Origin of the sequence: Belliella filtrata (assembly GCF_022549775.1) — a bacterium.
Lineage (GTDB): Bacteria > Bacteroidota > Bacteroidia > Cytophagales > Cyclobacteriaceae > Belliella > Belliella filtrata.
The window spans coordinates 42681-55724 of sequence record NZ_JAKZGP010000017.1; the positions used below are offsets into that span (position 1 = coordinate 42681).

At 37.0% G+C, this 13044-nt stretch carries 10 protein-coding genes; 5 read left to right on the forward strand and 5 right to left on the reverse strand.

From position 1 onward, the window contains the following. The first annotated feature begins 7 nt into the window (after positions 1-7). The 3 genes from MM239_RS08650 to MM239_RS08660 all read left to right on the forward strand — a co-directional run bounded on the left by MM239_RS08650 (position 8) and on the right by MM239_RS08660 (position 3708). Positions 8-1351 carry a glycoside hydrolase family 88/105 protein gene (locus tag MM239_RS08650; protein WP_241347807.1) on the forward strand — a complete coding sequence of 448 codons (1344 nt, stop codon included), beginning with the start codon at positions 8-10 and terminating at the stop codon, positions 1349-1351. A 170-nt stretch (positions 1352-1521) separates the two neighbouring features. Further along, a complete protein-coding gene (locus MM239_RS08655) occupies positions 1522-2763 on the forward strand; it encodes an MFS transporter (protein ID WP_241347808.1) in 1242 nt (413 codons plus the stop codon). Between the two features lie 120 nt (positions 2764-2883). Beyond that, positions 2884-3708 (forward strand): endonuclease/exonuclease/phosphatase family protein, encoded by an 825-nt coding sequence (locus tag MM239_RS08660; RefSeq protein ID WP_241347809.1) that lies wholly within the window; start codon positions 2884-2886, stop codon positions 3706-3708. A gap of 294 nt (positions 3709-4002) precedes the next feature. On the opposite strand, the gene MM239_RS08665 is transcribed toward MM239_RS08660, so the two are convergent. From MM239_RS08665 to MM239_RS08685, 5 genes are all read right to left on the reverse strand, one after another. Beyond that, positions 4003-4437, reverse strand: a complete 435-nt coding sequence (locus tag MM239_RS08665; RefSeq protein WP_241297271.1) for a hypothetical protein — start codon at positions 4435-4437, stop codon at positions 4003-4005. Between the two features lie 275 nt (positions 4438-4712). After that, positions 4713-6020: a mechanosensitive ion channel family protein gene (locus MM239_RS08670; RefSeq protein WP_241347810.1), complete on the reverse strand. Its 1308-nt coding sequence runs from the start codon at positions 6018-6020 to the stop codon at positions 4713-4715. Positions 6021-6108: 88 nt separating this feature from the next. Then, positions 6109-7296 carry a class I SAM-dependent rRNA methyltransferase gene (locus MM239_RS08675; RefSeq protein WP_241347811.1) on the reverse strand — a complete coding sequence of 396 codons (1188 nt, stop codon included), beginning with the start codon at positions 7294-7296 and terminating at the stop codon, positions 6109-6111. After that, positions 7296-8678 carry a sodium:solute symporter family protein gene (locus MM239_RS08680; RefSeq protein WP_241347812.1) on the reverse strand — a complete coding sequence of 461 codons (1383 nt, stop codon included), beginning with the start codon at positions 8676-8678 and terminating at the stop codon, positions 7296-7298. The genes MM239_RS08675 and MM239_RS08680 overlap by 1 nt, the downstream gene beginning before the upstream one ends. A 269-nt stretch (positions 8679-8947) precedes the next feature. Then, positions 8948-10561, reverse strand: coding sequence for an ABC-F family ATP-binding cassette domain-containing protein (locus MM239_RS08685; protein WP_241347813.1), 1614 nt, complete (start codon positions 10559-10561; stop codon positions 8948-8950). A gap of 439 nt (positions 10562-11000) precedes the next feature. Between MM239_RS08685 and MM239_RS08690 the strand changes: the two genes are divergently transcribed. After that, positions 11001-11582, forward strand: coding sequence for a Crp/Fnr family transcriptional regulator (locus tag MM239_RS08690; RefSeq protein WP_241347814.1), 582 nt, complete (start codon positions 11001-11003; stop codon positions 11580-11582). Positions 11583-11681: 99 nt separating this feature from the next. Then, positions 11682-12959, forward strand: coding sequence for a helix-turn-helix domain-containing protein (locus MM239_RS08695; RefSeq protein ID WP_241347815.1), 1278 nt, complete (start codon positions 11682-11684; stop codon positions 12957-12959). Positions 12960-13044: the final 85 nt, after the last annotated feature.

Consider the following 13044-nt stretch of genomic DNA (forward strand, 5'->3'; position numbering starts at 1 on the left):
GAAGAAAATGAAGACTTTAATAGGACTTTTATTGACACTGATGATACCTCTGCAGCTGGTATATTCGCAGGCAGTAGTAACAGATTCTAATACGCCATTACATTTGTTACCCCCTGATTACCCGATACCATACGGTAAGACTAGTGTTACTGAGGTCTCAGAAGTTTTGGAAAGGGTCTTTGATTACCTTAATAAAGTAACTCCTGCTAAGCTTGTAGAATTGCAGTCTGGCAAGGAGGTGATAGATTTCACCAAAATCGGGTCAAATACCATTTTCCAAAAAGGCGACTATAGAATTACAAGCTATGAATGGGGAGTGACTTATGCAGGGATGCTACTTGCAAGCCAATCCACGGGAAGTAAGAATTATCAAAAGTATACTGAGCAAAGGCTAGACTTTTTAGCTAAGTTGTTTCCAAGTTCAATCAAGTTTTTTGAAGAAAATGCCAAAGAAACTTTTCCCATGAAATCAGTAGTAAGTCCACATGCTTTAGATGATGCGGGAGCTTTGTGTGCTGCAATGATCAAAACTAAAAGAATCACAGGTACGACAGCATATGATCTCATGATTCAGAATTTTATAAAATATATAAGTACCAAAGAATATAGGCTATCTGATGGGACCTTCGCAAGAATGAGACCACTGAAGAATACCCTTTGGCTCGATGATCTTTTTATGAGTGTTCCTGCATTGGCTCAATACGCAGATATTTCAGGAAACCAAAATCTTATGGATGATGCAGTGAATCAAGTGTTGTTGTTTTCTAAGCGGATGTTTAATGATCAATTGGGGATTTACCGACATGGATGGGTAGAGGGTGCTGGTCCAGCCCCTGGTTTTCACTGGGCAAGAGCAAACGGATGGGCTTTCATGGCCATGGTAGAGTTGCTATCCGTGTTACCAAAAGATCATCCTCATTATGAAGAAGTTTTAAAGTACTATCAAGCACATGCTGTTGGGTTATCATCTTTGCAGTCAGGTTCAGGTTTTTGGCATCAATTGTTAGACAAAAATGACTCATACTTAGAAACTTCGGCTACTGCAATTTTTACTTATGGTTTTGCGAAAGGTATCAATAGCGGATGGCTAGATTATAGGGTTTATGGTCCACTTACTCTTCTAGCATGGAATGCTGTAGCTAGTCAAGTCAATGCCATGGGTCAAGTTGAAGGAACTTGTGTGGGTACAGGAATGGGCTTTGATCCGGCATTTTATTATCACAGACCAGTAAATGTATTTGCAGCTCATAGCTATGGCCCAGTACTCTTAGCAGGTGCAGAAGTCATATTATTGCTTCAAAAACATCCATTTCATATCGATGAAACTGCTGTCCAATTTAAAGAAAATTGATCTGAAAGCTTAATTATTAATACGCACGAAAAGTATATCCAGATATCGAAATTATTGAAAATTATAGTTTTCGTTTTTTGGGTGTACTTTGTTTCAAATAAGACATAATGATGCCACTCATGAATTCGATCTAGGTGCTTGATGCTTTGAAAAATTTAATCAAACTGTATATGGCTAAAAAACATTTAATCCTCGCTTTAATCTTCCTGATATTTTTTGTAATCTCTTTATTGACCAATATACTGGGTCCAATCATTCCAGATATCATTGAAAGTTATTCCTTAAGTTTAGGTCTGGCGGGGTTTCTTCCTTTTTCTTTTTTTGTAGCTTATGGAGTGATGTCCATACCTGCAGGGTTATTGGTTGAAAAATACAGAGAGAAAAAAATCCTAATATTGGCATTTAGCCTTTCTGCAATAGGAGCACTCTTATTTGCTTTGTTGGCTAGTTTTGAAGCAGCATTTTTTTCTTTGTTTATAATTGGAGTAGGAATGGCAATGCTTCAGGTAGTAATTAACCCTTTGCTTCGAACAGCTGGTGGTGAAGTGAATTTTGCATTTTATTCAGTAATGGGGCAGTTGGCATTTGGTGTTGCATCTTTCCTAAGTCCACAATTGTACAGCTATCTTGTCCAGCATATTCACAAGGATGTAATCCATACAAACCACTTCATTATATGGATAGAAAACTTTGTTCCTAAGAACCTTACTTGGATATCTGTTTATTGGGTTTTTGCATTGGTTTCCATGGTGATGGTCATAATGATTATGTTTGTCAGGTTTCCACAAGTAGACTTAAAGGATGATGAAAAAGTTGAGTTAGGAGGCAGTTTGAAATCATTATTGAAGATGAAGATGGTTTGGTTTTATTTTTTTGGAATATTTTGTTATGTGGGTTGCGAGCAAGGTATTGCCAATTGGATATCTAAGTTTCTACAAGATTACCATGACTTGGCACCAGCTACAACTGGAGCTACTACAATATCATATTTTTGGGGCTTGTTGACTATAGGTTGCCTGTTAGGGTTGGTAATGTTGAAACTTTTGGATAGTAAATTAGTTTTGAAGATTTTCAGTTTAGGAGCTATGATTTCTTTATTTTTGGCTTTGGTCGGTACTCACCAAGTTGCTTTGATAGCGTTTCCTTTGGCAGGTTTCTTTTTGTCAGTCATGTGGTCGATAATAATTTCTCTTGCTTTGAATTCCGTCTCATTTGCTCATGGAACTTTTGCAGGAATCTTGTGTAGTGCTATCGTGGGTGGTGCAGTCTTTCCATTGATTGTAGGTAGTTTTGCAGATTTGATAGGCTTAAAAGCGGCGATGTTTATCCTGTTTTTACCACTGACTTACATTTTCTCTATTGGTGTCTGGGCTAAACCTTTAATTTCAAATGCCACCTTAAAGAAAGTGTAGGATTTATAGAGGCGAGGAGTCAAAATCATATAATTTTACTAGATTGTTAAATATCCATTTTTTAGCTGGTCATTTTATGAGTAATTTATAACTTCACGATTCAATCATAAAAAGTAATCAATGAAAACTACCACCCTAAGCATTTTAATTTGTCTTTTGCTGTTCAATGTGCCAGTGTACGCACAGCTAACAGTAAGTACCTTTAATATACGTTTTGATAATCCTGGTGATGGAGTACATCAATGGAGTAATAGAAAAGATCAAGTCCTCAATTTCATTCAAGTGGAGCAGGTCGATGTATTGGGTATGCAGGAAGCCCTTTACAATCAAATACAGTTTTTAGCTGACAACTTGGAGGATTATTCTTATCAAGGAGTTGGGCGTGACGATGGAGATAAGGCTGGTGAATTCTCACCTATTTTGTATAACCATAAGAAGTTTGAACTTTTGGATGGGGGAACTTTCTGGCTTTCTACAGACACTTCTAAGCCAAACAAAGCTTGGGATGCTGCGCTACCAAGAATTTGTACTTGGGTTCATTTGAAAGAAAAAGGTACTGAAGAGACTTATCTGATTCTCAATACGCATTTTGATCATGTAGGGAAAGTAGCAAGGGTGGAAAGTGTTGGCGTGATTTTAGAAAAAATGAAAGAATTTGACAATACGGACAAGGTTATCATTATGGGAGATTTTAATTTAGAGCCTGATAATGAGCCGATCAAAAGGGTAGTAGATGCGGGGTTCTCAGATTCATTTCATGAAGCAAAAATCAAAATAGGTCCTGTGGGTACATTCAATGCTTTCAAGATAGATACAAACTACGATAGAAGGATTGATTATGTTTTTTATCAAAACATGGATATCCAACTATACAAAAATTATAGCTTACGTATTGACGACACCTTTCTATCTGATCACTTTCCAGTAGTTGTTCAGTTCAAGTAATCGTTTTACATCTTAAAAACTATAGGTGAGTTTGGAAGTATTTTGAAGCTTTCAAACTCACCTTTTTTATTTTATTAAATTTTTTACCAAAAGGCATTTCTTTATTGATTCCAGTTAGATTCTAAAAGCTACAACCAATGTCTTTTAGTTAAGCTGGGAAGACCTGCTAGATTTGGCTTATGTATTGGGAAAGTGCAATTACTTTGCACATGCACTATTTGATGTCAAACCTAAAAGGTCTAAACTACTCGACATTGAATCTACAATCTATTCTGGATAGTTATCGGGACTACCTTACCCCAACCAACTAGACCATGGAATCCTACTTAGAATCAAAAGGAGGCCAATACCGTAAGTCATGTATATGGTTCTGAACCTGGCTTTGCTGTCGGTCATTTTCTTTGCTTTTGAATAGCCAATGGTAATGATTACGATTGCTATGATATTGATCACTGGGTGTTCTAGCGCTGTCAGTCTCGCTACTTTATCACCCATAGCTCCGCCTCCAGTCAGCAAGGAGAAGCCGATCGGGCTTACAAAATACAAGATCAACCCAACAAGTAATTGTATATGAGAAATGATAAACCCAATTAAGGCAATTTTTCTATGCTTTTCGGTAAATGTGGTACCACTCAATGCACCGATTAACGCGATGATCATGATGATGGCAAGTGCGCCTAAAGCCAAATAAGCGATTCCAGAGTGGGCATGCTGTAGTCCTGTATACATGTTGCTGAATTAAGTTTTTTACTGGTGAAAATTATTAAGTACGTATTTAAGCGCTGAACTTAGCTATTAAGTTTTGATAAGCGAGCTAAAATTAAGCATTCATTCCCAAATATTCTTTGTTCTGATCTCGATTTATAAATTTTAATTATTTATTAAAATCTGCAGACCTTTCAGGTTTTCATTGACTACCAATCAGTTATTAGAAAAAGTAGCGTAAAACCTGGAAGGTCTTTTGTTGCTATGAATCCGTCGATTACAACATTTTCTTGCAGATTTTAGATGTTCAGTGAGGGATTCTCTGACGATCTATAGGAATTGTACGCATTAGCAGCTTGTATAATGTCTTTTCCGCTAGGGACTTGAAATATTTCTAAGTCAAAATAGGCAGCAGCTGCTAGCAAATGATCAAATATGTCTGCCTGTATAGATTCATATTCCAACCATGCCGTGGTGTCTGTAAAGCAATAAATCTCGATAGGAATTCCTCGATCTTCTATGGCAAGTTGACGGACCATGATGGTCATGTTCTTTTTGATTTTTGGGTGATTTTGAAGATAAGATTCTACATATTTTCTAAAAACACCAATATTGGTCATCCTTCTTCCATTGATCAATATTGAGGTATCGATTTGATTGTCTTGGTTGTGCTTGTCAATTTCTTCTTGTCTCGACGAAACATAATTTGTCAACAGGTTGAACTTTTTGAATATTTCTCTCTTTTCTGGATCCACAAACTTGATGCTGTGTGAGTTGATGTGTATTGATCTTTTTATTCTTCTGCCACCACTTTCTACCATTCCTCTCCAGTTTTTGAAGCTATCTGTAATGAAGTAATAGGTAGGAATAGTCGTGATGGTTCTATCCCAGTTTTGCACTTTCACCGTGTTCAAATTGATCGCTACGACATCTCCGTCAGCATTGAATTTGGGCATTTCAACCCAATCACCCACACGAACCATGTCATTGGAAGACATCTGAACACTGGCTACAAGCCCAAGAATAGTATCTTTGAAAATCAACAATAGGATAGCTGTCATTGCTCCAAATGCGCTCAAAAAATAGAGTGGTGACTTTCCAAGCAAAATGGATAGCACAAAAATACCCGTACCAATGTATAGTATGATTCGGATAAGTTGAAAATAACTCGTCAGCGGCTTGTCTTTGAATGCTGGATGTCGAGTTAGTGCAAATTCTGCCACCTTGAGCAAGGCAAAAAACACAGTCATTCCCACAATAATCAAATATACATCCGTAAGTTTGATCACAAAGGGGAGTATGTCTGGGAAATCAGCGAAAATCGACGGAGCCAGCGACCTCACAAATAATGCTGGGACAAAATGAGCAACGTTGTTGAATACTTGATGGTCTGCCAAGATATCATCCCATGTGATCGGGGACTTCCTCACTAGCTTGTAGATGTAGTTTATGATTACCTTTTTGGTGACAAAAAATACTACAATGGCAATGATAGCTAATAATGTCAATGAAATCAGCAATTTCCAATATGCTAAACTTCCAGTGCTTACATTTGCTGATATTAAAATCTGTTCAATCCAGTTTTCCACCTGGTCAAATTCAGTCATAATTTTATATTCTTACTTTTCTTAATAGTTGATGCTTGTTTCAATCTGTTGAAATCAATCGTTTTATTGATATGATTAAAGATGATGATTATTCCACGTGCACCACGATCCCTTTCAGATAGGCTGTTTCTTGGTGGTAAATGTTGATGGGGTGATCAGGTGGTTGGGAGAGGAAGTGCAAAATCCTGATATTTCGACCACTTTCCATAGCTGCTGCTGTTATGGTGTTGGTGAATAGTTGCTTGTCTACTACTTGTGAGCAAGAGAATGTGAATAAAATCCCTCCAGGCTTGATTTGTTTGAATGCCTCAGCATTTAATCTCTTATATGCTTGAACAGCATTGTGTCGTGATTTCATGTTTTTAGCAAATGCAGGTGGATCGAGTACGATTACGTCATAGTCTTGCTCGATTTCTTTAATGTATTTTACCACATCAGCTACAATGGATTCGTGCTTTCCAGAGAATGATCCTGCATTCAAAGCTACATTTTTCTCTGTGAGTTCAATTGCCTTGGCAGAGATATCGATGGAGTGTACTTCCTTTGCTCCAGCTTTCAATGCGGAAACAGAAAAACCACCACTATAGCAAAATGTATTTAAGACTTTTTTGTCTTTACTGTAAAGACCAAAAAGGTGCCTATTGTCTCTTTGATCCACAAAAAATCCTGTTTTCTGACCTTTTTCCCAATCTATTTCATAAATACAGCCATTCTCTTTGACCACATTTGTTTTTGGTTCACCGAATATCAATCTGTTTTCTATGTTTGGTAAGTTTTTGGGCAATGTTTCAGCAGATTTGTCATACACCGCAGCTAATTGACTACCATATGCATTTTGCAATGCATTAGAGATATCTTCGACATGACGATGCATACCTATCGAATGTGCCTGTATCACAGCTGTACCATTGTAGAAATCAATGATCAAACCTGGAAGCCCATCACCTTCCCCGTGAATCAATCTGTAGACATTAGTGTATTCATGATCAATAAGCCCCACTTGATTTCTAACAGCTAGTGCCGATTGGATTTTTGCATTCCAAAAAATCTGATCTATAGGTTTTTCTTCAAAAGATATGATACGCACCATGATCGATCCATTTTGAAAGTGTCCGATTCCTAGAAAAGTATCCTTGGCACTGTAAACTTGAACAAGCTGCCCATTCTCGAGATCCTTGTCTCTTTTGGCTATTGCACCAGAAAAAATCCAGTGATGTTTTCTCAAAATTGAGATTTCTTTGTTCTTTGCTAAGCTAATTTTAGGATATTGAATCATTATGTTTTGTTTAATTTTGGGAAAGCCAATGTACCAATGATCATGAATATCAGACTGATCAAGAGCGCGGGTAAATGGGCGTAAATAGGCAGATCTATCGTTGATAAAATCAAGTATGCGAACATTCCGCCTATCAAGGATGCTAGGGCTCCAGCTTCGGAGGCTTTTTTCCAATACAATCCGGCCGTCAAAGGTACAAATAAACTTACCAACATTAGCATAGATGCTTCGGCAACGAGCTCATAGATGTTAGTTTTCCATTGTGCCATGAATGTAGCGACCAAAGCGACTAAGACGATGTTCACTCTCAAAATCCAAAGAAAATGCTTGTCATTGAGCCTTTTGCCAAAATAAGGTCTGATAAGATTCTCTGAAATAATCGCAGCTGGAGCAAGCAGCCCTGAACTAGTAGTACTCATGATAGCTGAAATCAAAGCACCAAAGAAAAGGATCTGCACATGAATGCCACCATGTCTTAAGACCATTTCGGGGAGTAGCAACTGTTTATTTTCAAGGTAAATTTCTGGATAGAGGTATTTGGCACCTAAAGCAATAAAAAGTGGTAAAAGTCCAATTGTTACGTAAAATCCTCCTGCGAGATAAGTTGACCGAATAGCAACTTTTTCAGACTTTGCTGACATTACCCTTTGATAGATGTCTTGACTAGGGATGCTTCCTAGACCTAAGATCATCCATGCTCCCAGGTAGTTCAGCCAAGCGGTAGGTTTAGCTTCTGGGAAAAACTGAAAGCTGCCTTCTGGTGCTGATTCCAAAATAGGTGTAATTCCTCCCGCTTGCTGAGAAACCATTACCGATACCCAGATAAGACCAACTACAATCAACGTAGTTTGTATAAAATCAGTTATAGAGATTGCCCACATACCTCCCAGAAAGGTGTAAAAGACTACGATTCCTGCGCTTATTACAATAGCAATGGCTATGGAAATATCAGCTATGGAGTTGAATATCAATGCCAGGGCTACCAATTGTGCTGCCACATAACCGAAGTATGCCGGGATCATAAATAATGATGCCATGAATTCAACTTTACTCCCAAAAATCCTTTTATAAACATCACCTATGGTAAGCACATTCATGCGGTACATGGGACGTAAATAGAACATGCCAAAAAGTACAAGGCAAAGCGCACCGCCAAATGGATCCTCTATCACCCCTTGCAACCCAGAATCTAAATATTCAGAAGAAGCTCCAAAGATAGTTTCTGAACCAAACCATGTAGCAAATAGGGCAGAGGCAGAAAGGAATAGTGGAAGTTGCCTTCCAGCAAGTACAAAGTCACTAGAGTTTTTGACCAGTTTGGAAGACCATGCACCGATAGCTACCGTAATGATTAGGTATATGATTATAGCTGTTAGTAGCAATTTTTTAACTCGTTTTTTAAAATGATGTCAATTTAAACCATGTGTTGTAACTGAGGTGGAGTCTCAATTTCAATTTAATATCACACCTTAATTTAACTTCTCTAGGGAGTAAAATTAACTTGAGAGGAGGTGATTCATATAGAAAATTGACCCTAGATTTCTTAAAACTCCTTTCATGATCCTTCCACTTCATTTTTCCCTTAGAAACACAAAATTCCCCAAGTAAATCACCTGGGGAATATAGTATACTAGGGTTTTATAACTAAATTTTAGGAATACATTTCTGTCCTAAGTGCTTTGATCTCCTCACTTTCAAGGTAATCGTCGTAAGGCATCCTTCTGTCGATAGTTCCTTTAGGTGTGAATTCAATGATCCTATTGGCAGTGGACTGTACGAAAGCGTGATCGTAAGAAGTCATCAGGACAGTCCCATTGAATTCGATGATGGCATTGTTGAATGCTGTGATTGATTCCAAATCTAAGTGATTGGTAGGCTCATCCATTACCAATAGATTTGGGTTTTGGAGCATCATCTTAGAAACCATACAACGTACTTTTTCACCTCCAGATAGGACAGAACATTTCTTCAATGATTCTTCACCTGTAAAAAGCATTCTTCCTAAGAAAGTCCTTACATGAGCCTCTTCTTGGTTTGAAGAATACTGTCTCAACCAATCAATCAGGCTAAGTTCAGACTGGAAATACTTAGCGTTATCATTAGGTAAATAAGCCTTATTGATAGTTACTCCCCATTTGAATGTGCCTTTTTGGGTTGGGATTTCTTCCATGATGGTTTGGAAAAACTTAGTAACAGCCTGTTTTGTCTTCGAGATGAAGGCAATTTTATCACCTTTGTCTACCATAAGATTGACATCAGTAAAATATACCGTATTGTCATCTTTTAATGCCAGACTTTCCGTCATGAATATTTGATCTCCCGCTTCTCTTTCTGGCTTGAAGATGATGCCTGGATATTTTCTTGTAGAGGGCTGAATATCATCTACATTCAGTTTTTCAAGCATCTTCTTTCTTGCTGTTGCCTGTTTTGATTTGGCAACGTTGGCAGAGAATCTAGCGATGAAATCCTGGAGTTCTTTTCTTTTCTCTTCTACTTTCTTGTTTTGATCAGACTTCTGCTTAGCTGCAAGTTGGGAAGACTCATACCAGAAGGTGTAGTTACCAGAGTAAATCTTGATTTTGCTAAAGTCAATGTCTACGATATGTGTAGAAACAGCATCTAGGAAATGTCTGTCGTGAGATACTACGATTACCAGGTTTCTGAAATTGACCAAAAAGTCTTCTAACCAATTGATAGTATCAGAATCAAGATCATTGGTAGGCTCATCGAGGATAAGGATATCTGGATTTCCAAATAGTGCTTGTGCAAGTAAAACCCTTACTTTTTGATTACCAGCCAATTCTTTCATTGGTAAATAATGCAAGTCTTCCGATATGCCCAATCCAGATAGCATAGATGCTGCATCAGATTCGGCATTCCAGCCGTCCATTTCAGCAAATTCTGCCTCAAGCTCTGATGCACGTATTCCATCTGCTTCAGTGAAGTCTTCCTTCATGTAAATGGCATCTTTCTCGGACATGATCTCATAGAGTTTTTTGTGACCCATGATTACTGTCTTCAATACTTCATGCTCATCAAACTCAAAGTGATTCTGCTTCAAAACAGCCATTCTTTGGCCTGGAGTAATATTGACCAGACCCGTGGTGCTGTCTATGTCACCAGCAAGAATTTTCAGAAAGGTGGACTTACCGGCACCATTGGCGCCGATTACACCATAGCAATTTCCAGGTGTGAATTTTAGATTTACGTCTTCAAAAAGGGTTCTCTTACCAAACTTGAGAGATAAATTATCTACAGATATCATTGAATTTCATTTTTTTCGAAGGTGCAAAGATAATACAATTATTGTGAAGGGGTAAATACATCGAGCTAATCTAGGTAGACCTTAAGTTATTTTTTCATTCTTTTACAAGATTATGATACTTTAAGAAGCCTGTTTGAACTTGGGTTGACTTTTGGGTGTCGTAAATGGCATTTGTGTTTTAATTGATTTCTTACTAATGATTTAGCCAGAGTTCCATTTTATTTATTTGACATAATATGTGATTGAAAAGTCAATTTATGTAATTTAAAGTGCATTTTTAATTCAATGCGGATATATTTGTTGGCTTAACCTATACTTACAGATTTAAAAGGAAAATACATGTTGATCGATCAAAAGTATCCATTACCTCAATTGTTTTATCGAAAATTTCGAGTTAAAGAAAAGACTTTAGTTAACACTCAAAAAAGAAGATAGGCATATGAAAATTCCAGCGTTCCTATTTTCTATCAAATTACTAGATTCTATTAGGCCTTTATCCGATGAATTGAAAGCATATTTACAGAAAGCAATGTATGTAAGGAACTTCAAAAAAGGAGAAACAATCAGTGAAGCAGGTACATATTGTAATCAAATGTATGTTATCAAGAGTGGATTGGTGAGAGGATATTTTGTGAGTAACAACAAGGAAATCACAACATGGATAAGTTGTGAAAATGAGCTTGTAACATCAATTTCTGGTTTTTTTCAAAACAAGCCATGTAGGGAAAATATAGAAACACTCGAAGAGGTCAAAGCTGAAGTACTTGATTTTTCTGATTTGAAATATTGTTTAAAGCATTTTCCTGAAATGATAGAAATCAACCGAATATTGCTTGAGCAATATTACATACATGCAGAAGAAAGGGCTTTTATAGCGAGGATACCAGGTGCAGTTGAACGCTATAATTACTTCGCTAAGTCAGGAAATAGGCACTTGCTTCAGCGTGTACCTCACAAGCATTTGGCATCTTTGCTAGGCATGAGACCAGAGACTTTTAGTAGGATCATCAAGTTAGCTTGACAAATGTCAATATTTTTTCAGTTTTTTAGTTGAATTAATCTTCCAATTCGGTAGACAGGTTACATTTACCTACCACTTACTTACAAATCTGGCTAGTTAATGATGATTCTTGTATTACTGTTGTGTGTGATTATATTGTCTGCGGGTACACTTAATAGTGTCTTGTTGATGGTCAAGCCTACCAATGGTGCCGTCGACAACAAGATGTTTGGAAGTACTTTGTTTTTTTATAACCTTTATTTATTGGTTTATTTCCTTTGGTTTGAATTAGAGTTTATCCTCAGTCAACCTCATATGTTTAGGACAGTCAGTCCTTTGATGTATTTTACTGGCCCTTTGTTCTATTTTTTCGTGAGGAATTCACTTCAGGGCACAGAAGGATTAAGAAAATACGATTGGATTCATTTTGTTCCGGCAGTTTTTCACTTTGTAGAATTGATGCCGCTTTTCTTTGAATCTTCTTCTCAAAAGTTAGAAGTTCTTCAAGTGATTTTGAGAGATAAGTCCCAATTGAGATGGCTTGGAGGTGGACTTATTCCTATTGGATTTCATTACCTCTTCAGAACCTTGCTGCTTGCAGGATACTTTAGCCATAGTGTTGTCCTATTTTACAGGTCTAGGAAACAGCATTCACAAAGACTTAATGTTCATTTATTTTCAAATTGGTTTTTGATGGCGATGATTTTGGTGGGCTGGGTAGTTTTTTCCAATCTTATTTATGATGTATTAGGTAGTTTGGTTTTTATCAATGTTCATGGATTTTCAGAATATAGCCAAATTTTTTCCTTTGTAGCCTTGCTAGGGATTTTATTGTTGAATCTGTATATCAACTTCTATCCTGAATTGGTGTTTGATGCATCAGGCTCAAAGGATAGATATCCAACATATTTCACAAGTCAACCTATGGAGCTTCAAACTCTTAGTTCCTTTAGATTTGAATTTCAAGGAATAGATGATTCATTAGGACAAAGTTTGGAATATATCCCGAAAAACAAGGCTTTAAGCAAAGATGAGGAGTTGATTGATGTCGAAGAAATTTTAACTTTCAAAAACCGTATAGTCGATTTGATACAAAAAGATAAGATTTTCAGAAATTCAAATTTGACTTTATCAGAATTTTCAAAACAGGTTGGACTCTCTCCCAAATTGGTTTCATATGGTATCAAGCAATGTTTTGATAAGGGATTCAATGAGTTTATCAATTATCATCGGGTTCAAGATGCCATTGCCTTAATTGAAGAGGGGTTTTTAGATGATTATACAATGAATGGTTTGTGCGAAAGTGTAGGTTTCAATTCAAGATCTACATTCTTCAATTCATTCAAAAAAGAAATGTCCTGCAGCCCTGGAGAATATTGGAAAAACTTTCAAGGATAAGCATTTGAATTGATGTATTTTAATTGTTTGAGAATAAGCTTTTTTACCCCTTTTGATAACTAGAAAAGCAATCGTAACATGATGT